21 protein-coding genes are annotated in these 21,886 nt (G+C 61.5%); 12 read left to right on the top strand and 9 right to left on the bottom strand.

All coding sequences use genetic code 11. From position 1 onward, the window contains the following. Positions 1–2: 2 nt before the first annotated feature. The 6 genes from BUE38_RS03230 to BUE38_RS03205 all read right to left on the bottom strand — a co-directional run bounded on the left by BUE38_RS03230 (position 3) and on the right by BUE38_RS03205 (position 8,131). A complete protein-coding gene (locus tag BUE38_RS03230) occupies positions 3–1,022 on the bottom strand; it encodes an adenosine deaminase (RefSeq protein ID WP_073433547.1) in 1,020 nt (339 codons plus the stop codon). A gap of 45 nt (positions 1,023–1,067) precedes the next feature. Continuing rightward, the gene (gene cydC, locus BUE38_RS03225; protein WP_073433546.1) at positions 1,068–2,816 is read right to left on the bottom strand and encodes a thiol reductant ABC exporter subunit CydC; all 1,749 of its coding nucleotides are present in this window, start codon (positions 2,814–2,816) and stop codon (positions 1,068–1,070) included. Continuing rightward, the gene (gene cydD / locus BUE38_RS03220; protein ID WP_234986746.1) at positions 2,801–4,495 is read right to left on the bottom strand and encodes a thiol reductant ABC exporter subunit CydD; all 1,695 of its coding nucleotides are present in this window, start codon (positions 4,493–4,495) and stop codon (positions 2,801–2,803) included. The genes cydC and cydD overlap by 16 nt, the downstream gene beginning before the upstream one ends. Further along, entirely contained in the window at positions 4,476–5,474 is a 999-nt protein-coding gene (cydB, locus tag BUE38_RS03215) for a cytochrome d ubiquinol oxidase subunit II (protein WP_073433545.1), read from the bottom strand. Before cydB ends, cydD begins: the two co-directional genes overlap by 20 nt. Positions 5,475–5,478: 4 nt before the next feature. Further along, positions 5,479–6,885 carry a cytochrome ubiquinol oxidase subunit I gene (locus tag BUE38_RS03210; protein WP_073433544.1) on the bottom strand — a complete coding sequence of 469 codons (1,407 nt, stop codon included), beginning with the start codon at positions 6,883–6,885 and terminating at the stop codon, positions 5,479–5,481. Positions 6,886–7,129: 244 nt separating this feature from the next. Further along, positions 7,130–8,131 (bottom strand): calcium/sodium antiporter, encoded by a 1,002-nt coding sequence (locus BUE38_RS03205; RefSeq protein WP_073433543.1) that lies wholly within the window; start codon positions 8,129–8,131, stop codon positions 7,130–7,132. A 156-nt stretch (positions 8,132–8,287) separates the two neighbouring features. Here BUE38_RS03205 and BUE38_RS03200 point away from each other — a divergent pair, with 156 nt between their 5' ends. The 8 genes from BUE38_RS03200 to BUE38_RS03165 all read left to right on the top strand — a co-directional run bounded on the left by BUE38_RS03200 (position 8,288) and on the right by BUE38_RS03165 (position 17,018). After that, positions 8,288–9,616, top strand: a complete 1,329-nt coding sequence (locus tag BUE38_RS03200) for a PqiA/YebS family transporter subunit (RefSeq protein WP_073433780.1) — start codon at positions 8,288–8,290, stop codon at positions 9,614–9,616. Then, positions 9,613–11,304 carry an intermembrane transport protein PqiB gene (gene pqiB, locus BUE38_RS03195; protein ID WP_073433542.1) on the top strand — a complete coding sequence of 564 codons (1,692 nt, stop codon included), beginning with the start codon at positions 9,613–9,615 and terminating at the stop codon, positions 11,302–11,304. The genes BUE38_RS03200 and pqiB overlap by 4 nt, the downstream gene beginning before the upstream one ends. Next, the gene (locus tag BUE38_RS03190; protein ID WP_073433541.1) at positions 11,301–11,921 is read left to right on the top strand and encodes a PqiC family protein; all 621 of its coding nucleotides are present in this window, start codon (positions 11,301–11,303) and stop codon (positions 11,919–11,921) included. Before pqiB ends, BUE38_RS03190 begins: the two co-directional genes overlap by 4 nt. 351 nt (positions 11,922–12,272) lie before the next feature. After that, positions 12,273–13,679 (top strand): DEAD/DEAH box helicase, encoded by a 1,407-nt coding sequence (locus BUE38_RS03185; RefSeq protein WP_073433540.1) that lies wholly within the window; start codon positions 12,273–12,275, stop codon positions 13,677–13,679. A gap of 111 nt (positions 13,680–13,790) precedes the next feature. After that, the gene (locus BUE38_RS03180; protein WP_073433539.1) at positions 13,791–14,291 is read left to right on the top strand and encodes a hypothetical protein; all 501 of its coding nucleotides are present in this window, start codon (positions 13,791–13,793) and stop codon (positions 14,289–14,291) included. Between the two features lie 67 nt (positions 14,292–14,358). Beyond that, positions 14,359–15,594 (top strand): CynX/NimT family MFS transporter, encoded by a 1,236-nt coding sequence (locus BUE38_RS03175; RefSeq protein WP_073433779.1) that lies wholly within the window; start codon positions 14,359–14,361, stop codon positions 15,592–15,594. Positions 15,595–15,657: 63 nt separating this feature from the next. After that, positions 15,658–16,704: an asparaginase gene (locus tag BUE38_RS03170; protein ID WP_307725388.1), complete on the top strand. Its 1,047-nt coding sequence runs from the start codon at positions 15,658–15,660 to the stop codon at positions 16,702–16,704. Positions 16,705–16,781: 77 nt separating this feature from the next. Continuing rightward, complete coding sequence (locus BUE38_RS03165) at positions 16,782–17,018, top strand: DUF2789 domain-containing protein (RefSeq protein WP_073433538.1); 237 nt, start codon at positions 16,782–16,784, stop codon at positions 17,016–17,018. A 140-nt stretch (positions 17,019–17,158) separates the two neighbouring features. Here the strand turns inward: BUE38_RS03165 and BUE38_RS03160 are convergent, their stop codons facing one another. The 3 genes from BUE38_RS03160 to BUE38_RS22845 form a co-directional block, all read right to left on the bottom strand. Next, on the bottom strand, positions 17,159–17,581 hold the full coding sequence (locus BUE38_RS03160) for an SRPBCC family protein (RefSeq protein WP_073433537.1): 423 nt from the start codon (positions 17,579–17,581) through the stop codon (positions 17,159–17,161). 148 nt (positions 17,582–17,729) lie between these two features. Beyond that, entirely contained in the window at positions 17,730–19,109 is a 1,380-nt protein-coding gene (trhP, locus tag BUE38_RS03155) for a prephenate-dependent tRNA uridine(34) hydroxylase TrhP (RefSeq protein WP_073433536.1), read from the bottom strand. 21 nt (positions 19,110–19,130) lie between these two features. Then, positions 19,131–19,307: a hypothetical protein gene (locus BUE38_RS22845; RefSeq protein WP_159438842.1), complete on the bottom strand. Its 177-nt coding sequence runs from the start codon at positions 19,305–19,307 to the stop codon at positions 19,131–19,133. Positions 19,308–19,340: 33 nt separating this feature from the next. On the opposite strand from BUE38_RS22845, the gene queC reads away from it, so the two are divergent. From queC to BUE38_RS03135, 4 genes are read left to right on the top strand one after another with little or no spacing between them, the layout of a single operon-like run. After that, positions 19,341–20,036 (top strand): 7-cyano-7-deazaguanine synthase QueC, encoded by a 696-nt coding sequence (gene queC / locus BUE38_RS03150; RefSeq protein WP_073433535.1) that lies wholly within the window; start codon positions 19,341–19,343, stop codon positions 20,034–20,036. Next, complete coding sequence (gene queE, locus BUE38_RS03145) at positions 20,029–20,694, top strand: 7-carboxy-7-deazaguanine synthase (RefSeq protein WP_073433534.1); 666 nt, start codon at positions 20,029–20,031, stop codon at positions 20,692–20,694. Before queC ends, queE begins: the two co-directional genes overlap by 8 nt. After that, the gene (locus BUE38_RS03140; RefSeq protein WP_073433533.1) at positions 20,694–21,554 is read left to right on the top strand and encodes a 6-carboxytetrahydropterin synthase; all 861 of its coding nucleotides are present in this window, start codon (positions 20,694–20,696) and stop codon (positions 21,552–21,554) included. The genes queE and BUE38_RS03140 overlap by 1 nt, the downstream gene beginning before the upstream one ends. Further along, the gene (locus BUE38_RS03135; protein ID WP_073433532.1) at positions 21,551–21,817 is read left to right on the top strand and encodes a YkgJ family cysteine cluster protein; all 267 of its coding nucleotides are present in this window, start codon (positions 21,551–21,553) and stop codon (positions 21,815–21,817) included. The genes BUE38_RS03140 and BUE38_RS03135 overlap by 4 nt, the downstream gene beginning before the upstream one ends. The last annotated feature ends 69 nt before the right edge of the window (positions 21,818–21,886 follow it).

Genomic DNA, 21,886 nt, shown 5'->3' with positions numbered 1-21,886 from the left:
CGCTACCAGGTGTCGGCCAGGCGCGCTCGCAGAGCGTCGCGACGTGATTCATCCATGAAAGCGGCCTCGATGGCATTGCTGGCCAGCCAGCGCATGGTCTCGTCCGACCAACCAAAGGCACGTTGACAGGCGGCGAAGTTGTCGCGCATGCCGCCTCCGAAATAGGCGGGATCATCGGAGTTGAGTGTGATATTGAGTCCGGCATCGATCATACGCGGCAGCGAATGCTGCTCGAGATGATCCACCACCTTGAGGCGCACGTTGGACAAGGGGCAGACCGTCAGCACAACGCCCTCGTCGGAGAGACGCTCCAACAATTCGACATCCTCGACCGCCCTGACACCATGGTCGATGCGGCACACATCGAGTTCATCAAGAGCCTCGCGAATGTAGCTCGGCGGGCCTTCCTCGCCAGCATGGGCGACCCGTGCCAGCCCCAACTGCCCCGCCCGCGCAAACACCTCGCGAAACAGACTCGGCGGATTACCCTGCTCGGCGCTATCCAGACCCACCGCGCTGAAATGTTCCAGCCAGGGACCAGCCTGTTCCAGCACCTTCAAGGCATCCTCGACCGGCTGGTCACGCAGGAAGGCGAGAATCATCGCCGTGGACAGATCCAGCTCATCCCGGGCTACACGGCTGGCACTGATCAGCCCCTGCATGACGGTATCCAGGGAGACGCCACGAGCGAGATGCGCCTGGGGATCGACATGCATCTCGACATGGACGACACCCTCGGCAGCAGCACGCCGAAAGTAGTCCATGGCCAGATCATGAAAGTCACGGGCTGTGATCAGAACACTCATGCCGAGGAAATACAGGTCGAGAAAGGACTGCAGGTCGCTGAAGTCATAGGCGGCTCGTGCCGCCTCGACATCTGCATAAGGCAGCTCCACTCCATTGCGTTCGGCCAGCGCAAACATCAGCTCCGGTTCCAGCGTTCCCTCGATATGCAGATGCAGCTCTACCTTGGGAAGCCGGGTGAGGAAATCGTCGACCCCGGCCTGACGGTTGTTGGACATGTCACCACTCCCTTGAAAAGCCTCAGTCCTGATGGACAGCATGGCTCACATGGTGACGGATTCCGCCTCGTCGTGCCACGCCAAAGGGTCCTGCAACCCCAACTCGAGCCCGAGCGTAACGCCCTGCATACCGGGTTTCGGCCGGCTCGGGTCATGTTCATGGACGAGATAGACGACACTGCGCCCGGCCAGCCAGTCTTCCAGGCCATGACGGACACGCTCGGCGGTATCGGCATCCAGACCGGCGAAGGGTTCGTCAAGCACCACCAGGCCGGGGTCGCTCAGCCACAGACGAGCCAGCGCCATGCGTCGCGCCTGCCCGCCGGACAGCTGGCGACCACCTTCCCCCAGACGGGTAGCGAGTCCCTCCTCCAGTGACGCTGCCCAGTCGGCGAGATCGACAGCTTCGAGAGCCTGCCAGAGGCGCTGTTCACTGGCTTCCGGATCAGCAATCCAGAGATTGTCGGCAATTCTGGCATCGAAAAGGTCAACCTGCTGGGTCAGGCATCCCACGGCGCTGCTCAAACACTGCGGTGACAGCGAGGCAATATCGTGTCCGGCAAGGAGAATACGGCCCTGTTGCACGGCCATCTGGCCGCTGATCAAGGCCAGCAGCGTGGATTTGCCAGCACCCGACGGCCCACTGACGGCCACTCGCTGCCCCGGCTCAAGCGTCAGACTGACCTCCTCCAGCGCCTGAAACATCGCACCGGGATAGCGGTGTGCCACCGCCTCCACCGACAACGCCAATGGCCCGTTGGGCAGGTCACTGATGTGTCCCTCATCCGAACGACACTCATCGATCTGATTGAGCCGCTCCGCCGCCGCCAGGCTCGCCCCGAACTGGGTAAAGGCCGCCGGTAGCGGTGTCAGCCCCTCGCTCAGCGCCATCGCCGCCAATGGCAACATGACCATCACTGGCGCGGATACCGCCCCGGCCTGAAATGCCGGGATGGCAAACACCAGCACCATCACCCAACAGAGGCCGATGGCAGTGGCGGCCAGCGCATTGCCGATACCCGCGACGATGCTCAGGCGCCACTGGTCACGCAGCAGACGCTGCTCAATCCCCTCGAGCTGCTCACGACGCCGAACCAGAGCCTCATAGGCTTCCAGTTCAGCCAGACCACGCAGAGTCTCCATCGTCGCCGAGCGCAGCTCCTCAAGGGTCTGAACGCGACGCCGACTGGCCGTCAGGCCCAGGCGAGCCTGTCCCAGTGTCAACCAGCACCAGCTCACCCCCAATGCCAGCCCCAGCCATAACGCTGCCTCGGGCACCCAGAATCCCACCAGCGCCACCAGCGCTATCGACAGCAACAGGGCAACCAGCGGCGGCGCCAGCAGGCGTAGATAGAGCGCGTCCAGGGTATCGATGTCGGCGGTGAGACGATTGAGCCAGTCGCTGGCACGGCGACCACTCAACCGCTCTCCGTCCATGCGCACCAGCGCATCGAACAGGCGGCCACGCAGATCAGCCAGCAGCCGAAGGATGGTGTCATGGTTGTAGAGACGCTCGATATAACGCGACACCGTCCGGCTGACTGCAAACAGGCGAATAGCACCACCGGGCGTGTAGACATCGAGCATCGCCGTACCGCCCATGGCCAGCACGGCTCCGGTCAGTGCTGAAGCGGTAATGAACCAACCCGATACGGCCAGCAGCCCCAGCGCCGAGAGAGCCGTCAGCAGCATCAACAGCATGCCCACCAGCAGGCGTCCGCGGCGCTGCATGTGCAGGTCCAGCCAGGGGCCTAACTGAGTGCGGATATGGACCAAAGTCACTGATTCGCGCATGTCACCTCCCTGCCCGCATCCATTATCAACTGCCGATTGCCCATCGCCATCAAGGCAGGATGATGGGTGGCAATGACCAGAGTGCGCCCCTCGGCAGCGAGCTCCCTGAAACCTTCAATCAGAATGCCTTCGGTCACAGCATCGAGACTGGCCGTGGGCTCATCCAGTAGCACCAGCGGAGCGTTGCTGAGGAAGATTCGGGCCAGCGCCAGCCGCTGTGCCTGGCCACCGGACAGCCCTCGCCCCCCCTCGCCGATCGAGGTCTCCAGCCCTTCGGGCAATGCGCGAACCAGAGCACCGAGCCCGGCCCGCTCCAGGGCGGCCATCATCCGGCAATCATCGGCATCCGGCGCGGTCAGCGCCAGGTTGTCGGCCAGACTGCCATGTATCAGTAATGGCCGTTGGTCCATCCACGCAAAAGCCAGGTCGTGCGCCACCAGGCGCCGCCCCTCGCCGGCACCGACAAAACCCGCCAGCACCTGCAACAGGCTCGATTTTCCGGATCCGGAAGGCCCACTGATGGCCAGCACATCACCTCGCGGGATAACCAGATCGATCGGCCCCAATACTCGGCCACGTCCGCTGTGATCAAGAGTGACGCCCTGCAGGGACAGCAATAGGTGGGCGTCATCAACGAGCCGGTCCGGCACATGTCGACGTTCATCCGGCGTCTCGGCCAGCAGCTCGCACAGCCCATCGGAGGCGGCCAGCGCCGAGGCCCGATCATGGTAGAACAGGGAGAGCGTGCGCAGCGGCTGGAAGAACTCAGGTGCCAGCAACAGGATCAGCAGACCGCTGAACAGGGTCAGGTCCTGTGCCGGACCAAACGGTATATCCCCCAACAGCCCGAAGCCGATGTAGATCGCCACCACGGCAATCGCCACCGACGAGAAGAATTCCAGTACCGCTGAAGAAAGAAATGCCAGCCTCAGGGTGCGCAGGCTACGACGGCGGTAATCATCCGCCGCCGCGACCACCTCGACAGTCGCCCGAGGCCCGGCACCGAACAGTCGCAGGGTAGTGATACCGCGCACACGGTCGACAAAGTGCGCGGAGAGACGTGCCACCGCCACGAACTGTTCACGATTGAGGGCTTCGGCGCCCATCCCCACCAACGCCATGAAAAGTGGAATGAGCGGCGCGGTAAGTGCCAACAGAATCGCCGCCAGCCAGTCCTGCCAGGCCACCAGCACCAGGATGACCAACGGTACCAGCGCCACCAGGCGCATCTGCACCCAGAAACGTGCCGCATAGCCATCCAATGCCTCGACCTGCTCCACCCACTGATGAGCCAGTGACGCCGTGTGGTACTGGGTCAGCCGTACCGGGCCGAGGGCGGCCAGATGATCCAGCACTTCGCGGCGCACCCGCTGACGCAAGCGCTGACTGCCCCTCTGTGCGGCCAGCTCCTGCGCAATGCTCAGCAGGGCTCTCACCCCCAACAGCAGCAGTATGCCCATCAACCAGGGCCAGACGGCAGCGACGCCGCCATCCTTCCGGATGACGACGTCGATGAGACCTGCCAGCAGCACCAGTTGACCCACAGTGGCGAGGCCAGCCAGACCACCGCAGAGCACCGCAAGATTCAGCCAATGGCTCTGCTCGGCGGTCCGTCGAGACAACCAGCGGCGCGCTGGCGAGCCGCCACTGGTTGCTCTGTCAGTGATAGCCGCCTCCACGCACCTTGCCGCGGAACACCCAGTAGGACCAGGCGGTATAACCCAGCACCACAGGAATGACGAACAGCACGCCAAGCATCAGAAAGAGCTGAGATTCCGGTGCGGAAGCCGCATCCCAGATGGTGATGTCCGGCGGAACCAGATAGGGCCACTTGCTGGCGATCAGCCCAAGGTAGGTGAAGATGAATAACCCCAGGGTCGCGACGAAAGGCTGACCTTCACTGCGATTGGCGACGGCACGCCAGATCTGCCAGGCACACAACAGTGCCAGCACCGGCAGCACCCAGAACAGGGTCAGGTGGCCAAACCAGCGCTCACGGACGTATTCGTCAATGAACGGCGTCCACAGGCTGATCACACCAAAACCGACCAGCACCGCAATCAACAGCTTCGGCGTGATGCGATAGGCCCACTCCTGCGTACGCCCTTCACTCTTGAGGATGGTCCAGGTCGCGCCCAGCAGTGCATAACCGGCGACCATGACCAGGCCGGTGAACACGGTGAACGGCGACAGCCAATCAAAAGGCCCACCCGCATAGACGTTGTTCTCGACATGGAAGCCCTGGATGTAGGCCCCCACTACAACGCCCTGGCAGAAGGTTGCCAGCATCGAGCCCAGATAGAAGGCACGGTTCCACCAGTGACGATTACGATTCGCCTTGAAGCGAAACTCGAAGGCAATGCCACGGAAGATCAGTCCAGCCAGCATCAGAAACACGCCGAGATACAGCGCCGGCAGGATGATGGTGTAGACCAACGGGAAGGCAGCGAGCAGGCCGGCACCACCGAGGATCAGCCAGGTCTCGTTGCCATCCCAGACCGGTGCCACAGAGTTCATCATCACATCACGGGATTCCTCGTCCGGAGCGAAGGGAAACAGGATCCCCACTCCCAGATCGAAACCGTCCATGATGACGTACATGATGACGCCAAAGCCGATGATCACCGCCCATAGCATCGTGAGGTTGATCAGTTCCATTGTCTCAACTCCTGAAGGTGCGGCCGCCATCGGCCTCGAGGCTGGTATGCGCAGCAGAGAGCGGGCGCGTCGGACGCTCGACCTCATCATGCGGAGCCTCAGCCAGCATGCCTTCGCGCACCACGCGGGTCAGGTAATAGCCACCGGTCAGGAACACCACAACGTAGACCGCGAAGTAGCCGATCAGTGTGGCCAGCACCATCCAGCCAGACAGCGACGGTGTCACGGCCTCAGCCTGGTTCATGATGCCGTAGACCAGCCAGGGAGCACGCCCGGCCTCGGTGACGAACCAGCCACCCAGTACCGCAATGAAGGGCGTGACCGACATCAAGCGCAACACCTGCAGGAAGCAGCGATTGGTGTAGAGTCGACCGCCACGGCGATACCACAGGCCCACCAGAGCCACCAGAATCATCAGTACTCCCATGCCGACCATGGCACGGAAGGACCAGAACACCAGCCACACTGGGGGTTGTTCCTCGGGGGCGACTTCCTTGAGGCCCGGCACCACGCCATCGGTATCATGGGTCAGGATCAGACTGGCAAGACTCGGGACACCGATCTCGAAGCGATTCTCCTGGGCTTCCTTGTCGGGCCAGGCGAACAACAATAGCGGCACATTGCTGCGAGTTTCCCAGTTGGCCTCCATGGCCGCCACCTTGGTCGGTTGATGCTCCAGGGTGTTCAGCCCGTGGGCGTCGCCGACAAAGGCCTGCAACGGCGCCAACACCAGCAACAGCCACATGCACATGGACAGCGCCTTGCGGTTGGCTTCGACATCGCGACCGATCAGCAGGTACCAGGCACTCACCCCCGCCACCACAAAACCACCGGTCAGGAACGATGCCAGCGCCATATGCGTAAAGCGATACGGGAAGGATGCCGAGAACATCGCCTCAGCCCAACTCGTGACGTGGAAACGTCCATCAACGAGCTCGACACCAGCAGGTGTCTGCATCCAGCTATTGGTGGACAGAATCCAGAATGCCGAAATGAAGGTTCCCACTGCCACCATGATGGCAGCGAACAGGTGTACGCCCTCCGGCACCTTGCCACGACCGAACAACAAGACGCCGAGAAAACCAGCCTCCAGGAAGAACGCGGTCACCACCTCATAGCTGAGCATCGGACCAATGAAGTTGGACGCTGCCTGACTGAAGTTGCTCCAGTTGGTACCGAACTGGAATGCCATGACGATACCCGAGACCACCCCCATGCCGAATACCACGGCAAAGACCTTTATCCAGAAGGATGCCAGACGCTCCCAGGCGGGATTGCCGGTCTTGTAGAACAGGCCATGAAGCAGTGCGACATAGGATGCCAGACCGATGGTGAACACCGGGAAGATGGCATGAAAGGATACGACAAAGGCGAACTGTATGCGTGACAGGAGCACGGGATCCAGTTCCATGATGAGACTCCTCGCTGCTGAGAAGAACAGACGGAAGCCGCCTGACCACACCCTGTCAGGTCAGCGTCCGCCGCACTTTGGAGCCCGGTCGACATCGCTTCGCTGCCGCCGCCCTGCCTGGCGAGACATGGCGAAGCGTTACACGACTATGCCGCTCCGGGTCACATTCAGCATGATAGAAGGCTCTCGCAACACTGTCGCATGGCAGAATTGTCGCAGGGCGTTCTGTCGCACCCCTTGAAAGTCAGGTTGCAGAGGCTCCCTGAGTGACCACCAGCGACACCATGTAAGTGGTGTAGCCAATGAACATTGCCAGCAATGCCGCGCCTTCCAGCCGATTGATTCGCCCCTGGCGTCCCTTCCAACCCAGCGCGAAAACCGCCATCAACACGGTCATTGCCGTCATCATGGTCCAGTCCCGGAATAACACTTCATGACCTACATCAATAGGCGAGATGAGGGATGCCAGGCCGACGACCCCCAGCGTATTGAAAAGGTTGGAGCCCACGACATTGCCCAGTACCAGATCATGCTCATTGCGCCGCAGGGCACTCAGCGATGATGCCAGTTCCGGCAGCGATGTTCCGACCGCCACCACAGTCAGACCAATGATCAGGTCCGAAACCCCCAGCGCCTGAGCGATATCCACGGCTCCCCAGACCAGAATCCGCGAACTCACCACCAATAGCACCAGGCCAACCACCGTCCACAGAATGCCCTGCTTCAGTGTCATGCCCTGCGCATCGATCTCGGACAGGGTGTCACCTGCCAGTGCATCCTCCTCCGCAGGTTTCGGAGAACGAATACTACTGACGATGCTGAACGCCATGAACGCTGCCAACCCCAGTAACAGCAGCCCCCCTTCCCAACGCTCCAGTACACCACCGAGCATCATCAGTGCGGATACCACAGTGGCGACTCCAAGCACCGGAAGTTCACGACGAATGACGGAAGTGTGCACCACCAGCGGAGAGACCAATGCAACAAGCCCCAGGATCAAGCCGATATTGGCAATATTGGAGCCATAGGCATTACCCAGCGCCAGACCCGGGTTTCCCTGGGCTGCCGCCAGCGCCGACACCGTCAGTTCGGGGGCCGAGGTCCCGAAGCCGATCACCAGCATACCGATCAGCAAGGGAGACAGGCCGAGCCGTGCCGATGTCGCAGCAGCACCGCCAACAAAGCGCTCAGCGCTCCATACCAGTAGAATGAGACCGCCGATTACCGCCAGCGCGGGATACAACATACAAGCTCCTCCAGGATAGACTGGCTGCATGGTTATCTATGGTGTCGCCTGCGTCAACGTGCCAAACTTCCCTTCGTCGAATCAGAGCCTTGGAGGATCGTTCCCAAAGTGCCCAGCAAGGTCAGCGGTCGTCTTGACCGGCTCAGAAAACCCCAGATAACGCATCACCCTGCGCCGGAGACTCAGCTCACCACCCGCAGGCGCCTGCGTGCCTGTCATGAGTGCGATTGGGTCATGGCTCTGCCACCGCTCAAACCTCGTGAGCAGGCAGATTGCGTGCGTTGTGGCCACCCTTTAGTCAAACGCCACTCCTACCCTGCCCAGCGTAGTATGAGTCTGGCACTGGGGGCTCTGATCGCATTGCTACTCGCTCTGCTGTTCCCTTTCATCAGCTTCAGTACCCGGGGCATCGGCAACGAGATCGAAGTCACCCAGTCGGCGACCGAACTGGTGGTCTATGGCCAGCCCGTTGTCGCACTGGTCGTCATGTTGGCGGTGTTCGTGTTGCCAGCGCTGTATCTGGTGGCCGTGGTCTGGCTGCAATGCAGCCTGATGCTGCCCCGACGTCTGCCCTGGAGCCACGGCATCGCCCGCTCGCTATCCCATATTGCGCCCTGGCTGATGGCCGACGTCTTCATCGTCGGCACCATGGTCAGTCTGATCAAGATCGCTGGACTTGCCGACATCACCATCGGCATCGGCTTCTGGGCCTTCATTGCCTATGCCCTGCTGCTGCTCGCCACTACCCTGTCACTGGATACCGACTGGCTATGGTTTTCCCTGAGTGGCGAACCTCTGGCACCGGAAGGCACCCGTACCGGCGAGACCGCTGCTCCCCAGAATCTTACCGGCTGTTCGGTGTGCGGCCTCATCGGTCGACTCAATGCCAATGGCAAGGGAATCTGCGAACGCTGTGGCGAACGACTGCATACCAGGCGGCCTGCCAGTGTTCAACGTTGCTGGGCACTACTTGCCACGGCGGCCGTGTTGTATATCCCCGCCAACATCTATCCGATCATGTACACCACAACACTGGGCAGCGAGAGCCCCAATACCATCATTGGTGGGGTCATCTATCTGGCCAGTCACGGCAGTTGGCCGGTGGCCATCATCATCTTCGTCGCCAGCGTCATCGTGCCGATCGGCAAGATACTGGCACTGGTCTGGTTGTGCCTGGTCGCGCCTCGGGCAGCAGACATGCGCGCATTGACCCGCACCAGACTATATCGTCTCACCGAGCTGATCGGACGATGGTCGATGGTCGATGTATTCGTGGTCGCCATTCTCAGTGCCCTGATTCATGCCGGGGCCCTGATGTCAGTAACACCAGGCGCCGCTGCCCTGCCCTTCGCCGGAGTCGTAGTGGTCACCATGTTGGCCGCCATGAGTTTTGACCCACGCATCCTGTGGGATGGCAGCGAGTCCCGATCACCGCAACGCGACGACACCGTTGCCCCCGTTGATGAACAAGGAAGCACACCATGAGTGAAGGCGAATCATCTCCTCAGCCTCCGTCTCAGGAAGATACTCATCGAGCCTCGCCCTCGCCCCAGAAACGGGTTTCACCGGTCTGGATCGTGCCCTTCGTGGCACTGGTGATCGGTGCCTGGCTGGTCTATGACAACTATTCCAGCCGTGGTCCCGAGATTACCCTGCACCTACCCAGCGCCGAAGGCATCGAGGCCGGAAAGACCCTGATCAAGACGCGCAACGTCGAGGTAGGACGGGTCAATGAGGTGCGCCTGAGCGATGATCTCAGCGAAGTCGAGATCAGTGCGCGCATGGAGCCCGAAGCCACACCGATGCTGGTCGAAGACAGCCACTTCTGGGTGGTCAAGCCGCGCATCGATCGAGAAGGTATCAGCGGTCTGGGCACGGTGCTTTCCGGCGCCTATATCCAGCTGGAACCGGGCCAGAGTGAAATCGAAGAGCGGGATTTTGCAGTCAATGACCAACCCCCTGTTGCCCCGCCGGGCGCCGAAGGTCTGCGTCTCAACCTGATCAGCCAGATCGGCAACTCTCTGGGAGTCGGCGATACGGTGACCTTCCAGGGAGTCAATGTTGGCCGTGTCGAGGAAGCCAACTTCGATGTCGATACACAGACCATGCACCACAAGGTGTTTATCGAAAGCCCCTACGACAGCCTGGTCACCGAGAACACCCGCTTCTGGACCGCCAGCGGCGTGGATATCCAGCTCGGCTCGGAAGGTTTTCGCGTCAAGGTCGAGTCTATCAATGCCCTGCTCGGTGGCGGCGTGACCTTCGGCGTTCCGGAAGATATACCTGCCGGTGCCGAGGCCGAGGAGAATGCCACCTTCGAGCTGTATGCCGACGAAGAGTCCGCGCGCCAGGGGACCTTCAACCGTTATCTCGAATACGTGCTGATGATCGAGGACACCGTCCGCGGCCTCAGCCGTGGCGCTCCTGTGGAATTCCGTGGGGTACGCCTGGGCACCGTGGCCGCAGTGCCCTGGAATTTCGGTACGCCTCAGGCCGACACCAGAGAAAAACTCGCCATTCCGGTGTTGATCCGAATCGAGCCACAGCGGCTTGGTCTGGATGCCAATGCCCTCGATCTGCGGGAGTGGCGTGATCGCTTCGATCGGCTGTTCGACGAAGGACTTCGCGCTAACCTCAAGAGCGGCAGCCTGCTCACCGGCGCACTGTTCGTTGACCTGAAGATTGACTCTGAGCTGGAAGGCGAATACAACCCCGAGATCTTCGCCGACCGTCCGGTGTTCCCGACGGCATCCTCAGGGCTGGCACAGATCCAGAACCAGATCACCGCACTTCTGGACAAGCTCAACAAACTTGAGGTTGAACCCATCCTGACAGGGCTTGATCGCAACCTGCAGGTCGCCGAGGGCATGCTGGAACAGGCCCGCCAGTTGGTGGAAAGCATGAACACTCTGCTGGACAACCCCGAGACCCGTGGATTGCCGCAGAATCTCAACCAGACCCTGGAGGAGCTGCGCCATACTCTGGAAGGCCTGGGCCCGAACTCGGCCGCCTATCAGGACCTGACTCGGACGCTGGATGAGGTCGAGACCCTGGTTCGCGACCTGCAGCCGGCGGCGCAGAAGATCAGCAATGATCCGCGTTCGCTGCTGTTCGAGAGCATTGACGGCGCGGATCCGATTCCGCGCGCCCCTGAAGCAAGGAGCACGCCATGAGGCCTGTAAGGAAACCTCGCTCTGTCATCAGGCCTGCCTTCCGGGCAGGCCTGGCGGTCGCCGTCCTGTTGCTGGCAGGGTGTGCCAGCAGCGGTGTCGAAACCACTCGCTATGTGCTGCCGGCCGATGCCGGGAGCGCCGACGCAGCTCTTCCGGCTGCCGGCGACAGTACCCTGCTGATTGCTCAGCCACAGCTGGCTAGCCACCTCGACAAGGAAGGGATCATCCTTCAGTTGGATGACATCACTCTCAACGAGGCCACCACCAATCTGTGGGCCGCACCACTCCGCCAGCAGCTCGAACGCGGCATGCGCGACCGCCTGGCTCGTCGTCTGCCTGACAGTCAGGTGCTACTCAGCCAGGGTAACAGCCGTCGCGATGCCCTGACCCTTGAACTCACCGTGGATCAGTTCCAGGGACGTAACGACGGCTCTGCGGTTGCCTCGGGCCAGTGGTTACTGCGCAATGGTGATGGCAGTGTGCGGCGCCACGCCCCCTTCCAGGCGGCTGTCGTTCTGGATGCCGACGGCTACCCCGCGCTGGTTCGGGCACTGGGGCGCAGTTGGGACCAGGTGGCCGACGATATCGCGGACGGCTTCCGCACCGCAGTGCGGTGATCGATACACCACTCGATCGATACACCACATGATCGACACACCGCACTGGGCGGAACCGGTTTGCCGAGGCAAGACATAACCGACCCACATGGACGTGGGAAGTGCGTGTTCGTGTCGGGAACACGAGTAGCCGACCCACATGGACGTGGGAAGTGCGATTGTCTGCCGGGAGCTGGTTCCACCTTTACTGACGTTTTCCCGTGCTGCGCCGAGCACGCAAATCTGTCATCATGCACGCTGCGGATTTTCGGGGGTCCCCCAGCCGCAGCGGTCATCGATCTTTCCTCACGCCTTGCCCGGGACCGACGTCACTCCATGACGTCTAGCGAGTGCGTGCGAGCTGGAGCTTGCATGAGTTTTTCCGATCTCGGCCTGCGTGCCGAATTGCTTAGTGCCATCGAGGCACAAGGTTACCAAACCCCCACCCCCATCCAGCGCCAGGCGATTCCCCTCGTCCTTGAAGGACGCGATCTGCTGGCCAGTGCCCAGACCGGTACTGGCAAGACGGCGGGCTTTACTCTTCCCATGCTGCAACGCCTGAGCGGCGGCCAGCGCCCGCGTGCTCGCCAGGTTCGCGCCCTGGTACTGACACCCACTCGCGAGCTTGCCGCCCAGGTCGGCGAGAGCGTACGCGAGTACGGCCAACACCTTGCCCTTACCAGCCATGTCATCTTCGGCGGTGTGGGCCAGCAGCCGCAGGTCGATGCCCTGCGCCCCGGCCTCGACATTCTCGTTGCCACCCCTGGACGCCTGCTCGATCTGCATCAGCAGCGCCACGTCGACCTCAGCCGCATCGAGATTCTGGTGCTCGATGAAGCCGATCGAATGCTCGACATGGGCTTCATCCATGACATTCGTCGCGTTCTCAAGTTGCTGCCGGAGAAACGCCAGAACCTGCTGTTCTCGGCAACCTTCTCCAACGATATCCAGAAGCTTGCCGAAGGCCTGCTCGACAACCCCGCGAAGGTGGAAGTGGCGCGCCGCAACACCACCGCCGAGAAGGTCGACCAAGCGGTGTATCGCGTCGATCGCGAACGCAAGCGCGAACTGCTGTCGCACCTGATCAGCTCGCAGCAGTGGTACCAGGTGCTGGTGTTCACCCGCACCAAGCATGGCGCCAACCGTCTCGCCGAGCACCTCGGCAAGCATGACATTCCGGCCATGGCAATTCATGGCAACAAGAGCCAATCGGCACGTACCCGGGCGCTGGACGCCTTCAAATCCGGGCAACTGCAGGTTCTGGTGGCCACCGATATCGCCGCGCGCGGGCTGGACATCGATCAACTGCCTCACGTGGTCAACTTCGAGCTGCCCAACGTTGCCGAGGATTACGTCCACCGCATTGGTCGTACCGGCCGTGCCGGCAAGGAAGGCCAGGCGGTATCACTGGTCTGCGTCGACGAACATGGCCTGCTCAAGAATATCGAGCGACTGATCAAGCGTGACCTGGACAAACGCATCGAGCCCGGCTTTGAGCCTGACCCGAATGCGCGCCCCGAGCCCATCGAAAATGGCCGAGGCCGTGGTGGCGGTGGGCGTGGGCGTTCCCAGGGCGGTGCGCGTTCACAAGGTGGTGGCGGCCGCTCCCAAGGTGGTCGCGCTGCAGATGGTGCCTCTCGCAAGAGTGAAAACCGGGGCAACAGTGATAACCGCGGCAACCGTGCCAACGACAGCAATCGGGGCAACGGCGGCAACAGCGATGCCACTGCTCCTCGTCGTCGCCGGCGTCGCAGCGGTTCGAGTTCACGCCAGGCGTAACCTGAGCCAACAGGCATGACTTGATCCGATAGAACGAAATACCGGATCGAACGAGGCACAGGGAAGTGCCACCGCCGGGAATCATTACTCCATATCGATGAGGACAGCAGCATGGCTTCTCAAGAGATGATCAACGAATATCGTCGCTGGCGTGCCTTTCAGCGTCAGGCGCAACTGGACACAGAGCACCGCGCTGCCCGCCGCAAGCTTGACGAGGCTCGCGTCTCGGCAACGCGCATGACCGAAGCCTACCGCTCCATGGCCGAGAAGGGAGCGGAGGAAGGCGCTTTCTATCGCACCCTGTATTTGCGCAGCCATGACGACGCTGCACTCGCCTGCGAAGGCTGGCTGTTCGTGCGCCGAGTGCTCTCCGAAGGCGGCTCCACTCGAGTTCGCGCCACACTGCTGGAAACCTTCCGTCTGGCCAATGGACAGCTCGAGCCGGGCAAGACACCGGCAGAAAAGGTGACCCTCGAGATCTACGACCAGCTACTGGTTGATAAAGGCATGGCCACAGCCGTACGCGTCGATCGTGTGGACGGCGACCGTCAAGTGCAGTTCCTGACCTTCTCGGACCAGGCACGGGGCGACCTCCGCCAACACCTCAACTAATCACCCGCACCGCAATGAAAGGGCAGGCCAGGTGCCAAGCACCGGCCTGTCCCGGTAGATGACAATCATGACGTTCTCGAAACAGGCGTTCTCGAAGCTCCCCTGGCGCTTCCTGCTGTTGATGATACTCGTCGGCCTCAATCTGAGACCGGCACTATCCTCACTGGCCCCGCTGCTGCATCGCATTCAACAGGACACCAGTCTCACGCCACTGGCCATCGGTGCCTTGACCACCCTACCAGTGCTGTGTCTGGGTGTGTTCGCTCCCATGGCCCCGCGCCTGTCACGTCAGTATGGACCGGAACGTGCGCTGAGCATCGCCCTGGTGATCATCGCCACCGGCCTGCTGGTGCGCTGGTGGCCCGCCCCCGCCGCCCTGTTCATCGGCACTCTGCTGGTTGGCGCCGGTATCGGCGTAGCTGGCTCCCTGCTACCGGCACTGGTCAAGCGGGAGCTGCCTCATGGCGCGGACATCATGACCGGCGTCTACACCATGGCGCTGTGCCTCGGTGGAGCCCTGGGAGCCGCGTTGTCGATTCCACTCGCCGAGTGGCTGGGCGACTGGAGTCACAGCCTCGCCGCCTGGTCTCTGCTGGCGTTTGCTGCATTGATCGCCTGGGAAGTGGCCATGCCACGCACTCCTCCGCTCAAGCACCAGCCTGGCCAGACCGGCACCGGTGCGACTGTCGGCCTGCTGCGCAAACCACTCGCCTGGCAGGTCACCCTGCTGATGGGCTCACAGTCATCGCTGGCCTATATCGTCTTCGGCTGGCTGCCGACGCTGCTGGTCAATCGCGGTTATGGCGAGGCCGAGGCCGGTTGGTTGATGGGCCTGTCGGTGTTGATTCAATTGATCTCGGCATTGGGCGCGCCCTGGTTGGCTCGTCTCGGCCGCGACCAGCGTCCCGCCCTGCTGCTGGTACTGGGTTGCTCGGTGGCAGGCCTGTGGCTGTTGCTGATGGGTGATACCAGCCTCAAGTGGCTGGGCGTCACTCTGCTCGGGCTGGGCCAGGGCGGCAGCTTCAGCCTGGCGCTGACCTTGATCGTACTGCGCACCTCGGACTCTCGACTGGCGGGCCGTCTGTCCGGGCTTGCCCAGGGCGGCGGTTATGCACTGGCCTCACTGGGCCCGCTCGGCGTTGGCATCATGCTGGAAATGCAGGTCGGCATCGCCGCCGTGACCTGGCTGCTGATGGCCATTGCCGCCGTCGCAGCGGTCTGCGCCTGGTTTGCCGGTCGATCTCGCCAACTGGCCTTCGCTGAAGACGGCAGTCTAACCACTCTGAAAGCGCCGCGCCGGTAAGGCTCGGCGCGGCAATCGATACCTGCAACCCGCAATCTCAACGCTGATGGACCGAATCACCTCATGCTCATGACCGACGAAGCACCTCTGCTGATCCTGTATACCGGTGGCACCATCGGCATGGTCGAGACCGACAACGGACTCGCGCCAGGTGATGACATGGAGGCACGGGTACGGTGGGCCCTGGCGACGCTGCCACCCCAGCGGCAGGCGCTGTTGCGACCGTTCGAATGGCGCCAGACAGACCAGTTGATCGACTCCAGCAGCGCTCGCCCTGAAGACTGGTCACATCTCGCTGGCGAGATTGCCGCCTGCCATCGCGACTACGCCGGTATCCTGGTACTGCACGGCACGGACACCATGGCCTGGACGGCATCCAGCCTCGCCTTCCAGCTCCAGGGAGTTGATCGCCCGGTCATCATCACCGGCTCCATGCAACCTCTCGAAGCTACCGACAGCGATGCCCTCTACAACATCGAGACGGCGATGCGCTTCGCCGCCATGCCAACCCTGCAGGAAGTGGTGCTATGCATGGATGGGCAGCTATTGCGTGGCAGCAGGGCACGAAAGTGGCACACCACGGATCGCCAGGCCTTCACCAGCCCCAATTTCGCCCTTCTCGGCGAACGCAAGGGGGATGATGTCGTGCTGTTCGAAAGCCGCGGACTCGAGTCCCGCCAACGCGGTGCTCCACGTTTCGAGCTGCCGGATTACACTGGCCTCGAGGAGAGAGTGGTGCGCATCGCGCTATGGCCAGGTATCAACGCCCACCGGGTGGCGCAGTGGCTCGACGATCCGCAGGTAGCAGCTGCCCTGATTGAAGTCTGGGGTGGCGGCAACATCCCGGAAGACATCGAACTGGCCGCGGTACTCGGCCGAGCAGTCGGCCAGGGCAAACTAGTGGTGGCTATCAGTCAGTGCCCCTACGGCACCATCAAGATCGGCCACTATGCTGCAGGACAACTGCTCAACGATGCTGGCGTGATGTCCGGTGACGATATGACACCGGAGGCCGCCTGGACCAAGCTGCTGCATCTGGTAGCTCAACCATTGGAATACGCCGATCGCCTGCAACGCTTCCGTGCCAGCCTGGTCGGAGAGCGAGGCTGATTATCGAAGCGCTGTTCGGGCAGGATTCTTGATTGCGGTATATGCTCGGTTGGAGGACCGGACCCGAGGAGACCAGAATGGAACATCACGACCACGCCTTCAGTGAGCTCTTCGAGCAGCTCGGACTCGCGTCCGATGCTGCCTCGATCAAACGCTTCATCGAGCGTCACTCGCCACTGCCTGCCGATATGGAACTCCCCAACGCCCCTTGCTGGAACGAGGGCCAGGCCGAGTTTCTACGAGAAGCCGTGCAGGAAGACGCCGACTGGGCCGAGGTCGTCGATCACCTTGATGTGTCATTGAGGAAGGCTTGAGAAGCGGTAAGCGGTAAGCAACATGCTGGGCCAATCGCGAATAGACGAAACCCCAAGGTTGAACTGCCTACAATTGCTGGGCAATCATCGAATCTCTGGGGTTTTCTTTTAACTTACAGCTTATAGCTTACAGCTCATCGCTAATATTTCCCCTCAAGCCGGTCTTCGACCCGACGCAGGATCTGACTGCTGACCTTGCCGACCAGAGGCTGGGCAGCGCGCTTGACGGCGCTGGCAACAAGGCGGTTGCGAATCTCGTACTCGAGCGTGAGCTTGACCCTGGTGCCTTCGGGCACCGCTTCCAGCTCATAACGCCCCTGATTACTGACACCGTCCACCGACTCCCACGCCAGCACCCTCGGTCTGGTCTTCTCCGTGACCTTGACGTCGAACGTCCAGTCGACACCAATGGCATGCACGTACCACCGATAATGCTCATTCCCCTGGGCTTCGATGGCAGTAATCAGATCCGAGTAGTCGGCGAAATCCTCGACCCTCTCGAGCAGATCAAACACCTGCTCTGGTGAGGCGGGCAGAATCGCGCTGTGTTCGACGGTCGTCATGCAATCTCCTGACCTGACGTGAATGACGAGTCCCGATGGAGCACCGGGTGAATGCTGGTCAACGACCGTATTGATCAGCAACCAGCTGGATGATCAGGTTTCACAGGCGCAAAGTAAAGGGAGTCGGCCTTCCCGGCCCCTCAAGCCTTTAGCCCAGGTCGCGCATCAGCAGGGCGAACCGCATCATCTCGGCATCCATGGTTTCGTTGTTCAGGAACTCTTCATCAAGGGCCAGTCGCACCACGTGACCAGATCCCGGGGCCACCTGAATCGACTCACCATGGCGATTCTCCAGCTGCTTGATGGTAAAACGCCGGTTACCGGCAGGTGTCATCAGCTCGACGCCATCACCCACGGCGAAACGGTTGCGCACCTCGATCTCCAGCAGCCCCCGCGCACTGTCCAGATCAGTCACCTCACCGACGAACTGCTGGTGTATTCCAATGGAGTGACCACGCTCGTAGTTCTGGTATTCATCGTGAACATGGCGACGATAGAAGCCTTCCGTGTATCCGCGGTTGGCCAGGTTCTCCAACTCATCCATCAGCCCCATATCGAAATCGCGCCCGGCCATGACGTCATCGATTGCCCGACGATAGACCTGAGCGGTGCGTGCCACGTAGTAGTGGGACTTGGTACGCCCCTCGATCTTCAATGAGCTGACCCCCATGGCTGCAAGACGTGGCACATGCTGTACGGCACGCAGGTCTCGGGAGTTCATGATGTAGGTGCCATGCTCATCCTCGTGCACCGGCATCAGCTCTCCCGGTCGCGAGCGATCCTCGATCAACGCCGCCAGCGACTGCTGCCCTTCCCTGCCACCGGCAGTCCCGGCACCTTCACCGGGCGACCAGTCACCGCTGACCGTAGCACTCGATGAGGCAATCAAGTCGCCACTGGCGTCGGTCTTCGCGGCATGAACATCGTATTGCCAGCGACAGGCGTTGGTGCAGGTTCCCTGATTGGGATCACGATGATTGAAATACCCGGACAGCAGGCAGCGTCCCGAGTAGGCGATACACAGAGCGCCATGAACAAAGGTCTCGATCTCGAGTTCCGGGCACTGCTGGCGGATTTCGGCAATCTCTTCCAGCGACAACTCCCGCGACAGGATGATGCGTTTGATGCCCTGCTGCTGCCAGAAACGTGCTGCCGCGTAATTGACCACATTAGCTTGCACCGAGAGGTGGATGACCTGTTCCGGCCAGCGTTCGCGGACCATCATGATCAGTCCCGGGTCGGACATGATCAGGGCATCGGGGCCAGCCTCGATGACCGGCTCCATATCGCGCAGATAGGTCTTGAGCTTGCTGTTGTGAGGCGCAATGTTCGACGCCACGTAGAACTGTTTGCCACGTTGGTGCGCATAGGCGATGCCACGATGCAGGTTATCGATGCCGAAGTCATTATTGCGCACCCGCAGCGAGTAGCGAGGCTGTCCGGCATAGACCGCATCAGCCCCATAGGCGAAGGCATAGGTCATGTTCTTGAAGGTGCCGGCGGGCGACAGCAGTTCCGGAGCTTGCATGTAGAGATACCAGTCATGACATCAGGGCAGCCCGGCAATCTGCCACAACGCCACGCCGACGGCATTGATCCAGCTCAGCCCAATCTCGATCATCTCCTCTAGCCAGCTACGCGCCGATTCGGTACCCTTGCGCAGCCGGACCGGACCCCGGCAGGTCACCAGCGCCTTATGCAGGAAACCTTGCACAAGAAGCGCCACGACCCCCAAATTCTCCGATTTCGAGTACCCCTCATGATCGATTCCAATCCTGCCACCGTCGTCGTCTATTCCGGCGGCATGGACTCCTACACCGTTCTCCATCGTGTGCTGCGCGAAACGCCCAATGTGCACGCGCTGTCCTTTCACTATGGCCAGCGCCACTCTCGCGAGCTCGATGTCGCGCGTGACGTCTGCAACCGCCTCGGCATCGAGCACCAGGTCGTCGATATCACCGCCATTCATGGCCTGATCGACAATTCTGCGCTGACCGATGCATCCCGCGCGATGCCGGATGGCGACTACGCCGAGGACAACCTTACCGCCACCGTAGTCCCCAATCGCAACATGATCCTGCTGTCCCTGGCGATCGCCAAGGCGGTCAATGTCGGGGCATCACGGGTGGCCTATGGTGCCCATGGTGGCGATCACGTGCTCTACCCCGATTGCCGCCCGGCCTTCGTCGAAGCGATGAATGACGTCGCCGCCATCGCCAACTTCTCACCGGTGGAGATACACGCACCCTATCTGCGCGCCAGCAAGAGCGAGATTCTGGCCGATGGTCTGGCCATGGGGCTCGACTATGGCGAGACCTGGACCTGTTATGAAGGGCGGGAACTGGCCTGCGGTCGCTGCGGCAGTTGCCGCGAAAGGCTGGCTGCCTTTGCTGCCCATGGAGTGACAGACCCGCTGGCCTATGCAGACACCAGTGCGGATACCCAGCATGTATAGCATAAAGGAAGCCTTCTATACCCTGCAGGGCGAAGGCATGCAGGCGGGGCGTGCCAGTGTGTTCTGCCGCTTCAGCGGCTGCAATCTATGGTCCGGTCGTGAGCAGGACCGGGAGCGGGCACAGTGCCGCTTCTGCGATACCGACTTCGTCGGTACCGATGGCGAAGGTGGTGGACGCTTTGCGAATGCTGCCGGTCTGGCGGAACATATCGCAGGGCTGTGGCCCTTCGCCGCGGGTGCTCAGGGAGCCACACCCTATGTGGTCTTTACGGGGGGAGAACCCCTGCTGCAACTCGACGAGGCACTGATCGAGGCCATGCATCAGCGCGGCTTCGAGGTCGCCGTGGAAACCAATGGAACCCTGACCGCACCAGCCGGCATCGACTGGATCTGTGTCAGTCCCAAGGGCAACACTCCGCTGACCCAGACAAGCGGCCATGAGCTCAAACTGGTCTACCCACAACAGGGAGTCTCACCAGAGCACTTTGCCGACCTCGATTTTGACCACTTCCTGCTGCAACCCATGGACGTCAGCCATATGGCCCCTTCCTCCCAGCCGCGGCACGACAATCCGCTTCAGGCCACCCTGGATTACTGCATGACGCATCCATTGTGGCGCTTCTCGCTACAGACCCACAAGATCGCGGGGATTGCATAATGCCGTTGTTCGTCAACCAACTGACCCACCTCGATGTGTCACTCTGGTGTCCGGAAAGAGGCCTGGTCGGTGCCAGTTGGCATCTTGATGCCGAACTGTTCGGAGAGCTCGGCGAGCACGGGATGTTGTTCGATTTCGGCGAGGTCAAACCCTGGATCAAGTCGCGTATCGACGGGGGCGCCGATCACACCCTGTTGATACCGGCCAAGGCACCCGGCATCGATATCAGTGATTGTCCGGAAGGCATGCGCATCCGCACACGCACTCCCTACGCCATGGAAGTGCGTGGCCCTCGCCAGGCCTTCACACTGCTGCCCTGCGAGCGCATTGACACGGACAACCTGGCCGAGCATCTGTCCCAGAGCCTCGGTCGCCGCTTCCCCGAACAGGTGGAACGTATTGTGCTGCGCCTGCGTGAGGAGATCATCGACGGCGCGAGCTACAGCTACAGCCATGGACTCAAGCACCATGGCGGCAATTGCCAGCGCATCGCCCATGGTCATCGCTCGCGACTGGAGATCCATCAGCATGGCGAACGTCAGCCGCATCTCGAGAGCCACTACGCCAGTTGGCTGGACAATACCTATCTGGTAAGCGCCGAGGACATCCTTGCCGATCAGGCCCGTCAGCAGACACTGACAACGAGTTATCGCTCAGCCCAGGGGCAATTCGTACTGACACTGCCCCGCGAACGTTGCCGTGTGCTGGCCACCGCCACCACAGTGGAAAACATCGCCATCTGGTTGACCCACGAGATTACTCGCGCCACAGGTGTGGCAACGCAGCTCTATGCCTATGAGGGAATCGACAAGGGGGCCAGCCACTCTGCAACGCCCGAGGAACTGGCCGGGGACGCATGACAGACACACCACACTCCGGTTGCCGTGCAGGCTGCGGAGCCTGTTGCATTGCACCATCGATCAGCTCACCGATACCGGGCATGCCCCAGGGCAAGCCCGCCGGTACGCGCTGCGTACAGCTCGATGACAACAACCTGTGCCGCCTGTTTGGCGATCCCCGCAGACCTCGGGTGTGCCTGGCCTTCAACTTCGATGCCGATCTGTGTGGCAGCTCACGCAGCGAGGCCCTGCAACGCATAGAGGAACTGGAGCAGCTTACCTGAGCGGGCTCCAGTTCCTCGGCCCCTTACGTTCACGTTGCTCACGTTGCCAGGTTCCCGAGCCCGAGCCCG

It is taken from the genome of Halomonas cupida (genome assembly GCF_900142755.1).
GTDB classification, from domain to species: domain Bacteria; phylum Pseudomonadota; class Gammaproteobacteria; order Pseudomonadales; family Halomonadaceae; genus Halomonas; species Halomonas cupida.
Note: the sequence above shows the minus strand (reverse complement) of the source record. Positions and strands in the feature narration are given on the sequence as shown.

Bases quoted from the DNA above. Each gene is read 5' to 3' on its own strand.
- BUE38_RS03140 (WP_073433533.1), top strand. From the start codon at position 20,694: ATGCCGTTGTTCGTCAACCAACTGACCCACCTCGATGTGTCACTCTGG.
- trhP (WP_073433536.1), bottom strand. From the start codon at position 19,109: ATGCAAGCTCCGGAACTGCTGTCGCCCGCCGGCACCTTCAAGAACATG.
- BUE38_RS03135 (WP_073433532.1), top strand. From the start codon at position 21,551: ATGACAGACACACCACACTCCGGTTGCCGTGCAGGCTGCGGAGCCTGT.
- BUE38_RS03210 (WP_073433544.1), bottom strand. From the start codon at position 6,885: ATGGAACTGGATCCCGTGCTCCTGTCACGCATACAGTTCGCCTTTGTC.
- BUE38_RS03160 (WP_073433537.1), bottom strand. From the start codon at position 17,581: ATGACGACCGTCGAACACAGCGCGATTCTGCCCGCCTCACCAGAGCAG.
- BUE38_RS03175 (WP_073433779.1), top strand. From the start codon at position 14,359: ATGACGTTCTCGAAACAGGCGTTCTCGAAGCTCCCCTGGCGCTTCCTG.
- BUE38_RS03190 (WP_073433541.1), top strand. From the start codon at position 11,301: ATGAGGCCTGTAAGGAAACCTCGCTCTGTCATCAGGCCTGCCTTCCGG.
- BUE38_RS03165 (WP_073433538.1), top strand. From the start codon at position 16,782: ATGGAACATCACGACCACGCCTTCAGTGAGCTCTTCGAGCAGCTCGGA.
- queE (WP_073433534.1), top strand. From the start codon at position 20,029: ATGTATAGCATAAAGGAAGCCTTCTATACCCTGCAGGGCGAAGGCATG.
- BUE38_RS03185 (WP_073433540.1), top strand. From the start codon at position 12,273: ATGAGTTTTTCCGATCTCGGCCTGCGTGCCGAATTGCTTAGTGCCATC.
- BUE38_RS03170 (WP_307725388.1), top strand. From the start codon at position 15,658: ATGCTCATGACCGACGAAGCACCTCTGCTGATCCTGTATACCGGTGGC.
- BUE38_RS03180 (WP_073433539.1), top strand. From the start codon at position 13,791: ATGGCTTCTCAAGAGATGATCAACGAATATCGTCGCTGGCGTGCCTTT.
- pqiB (WP_073433542.1), top strand. From the start codon at position 9,613: ATGAGTGAAGGCGAATCATCTCCTCAGCCTCCGTCTCAGGAAGATACT.
- BUE38_RS03205 (WP_073433543.1), bottom strand. From the start codon at position 8,131: ATGTTGTATCCCGCGCTGGCGGTAATCGGCGGTCTCATTCTACTGGTA.
- cydC (WP_073433546.1), bottom strand. From the start codon at position 2,816: ATGCGCGAATCAGTGACTTTGGTCCATATCCGCACTCAGTTAGGCCCC.
- cydB (WP_073433545.1), bottom strand. From the start codon at position 5,474: ATGGAACTGATCAACCTCACGATGCTATGGGCGGTGATCATCGGCTTT.
- BUE38_RS03230 (WP_073433547.1), bottom strand. From the start codon at position 1,022: ATGTCCAACAACCGTCAGGCCGGGGTCGACGATTTCCTCACCCGGCTT.
- queC (WP_073433535.1), top strand. From the start codon at position 19,341: ATGATCGATTCCAATCCTGCCACCGTCGTCGTCTATTCCGGCGGCATG.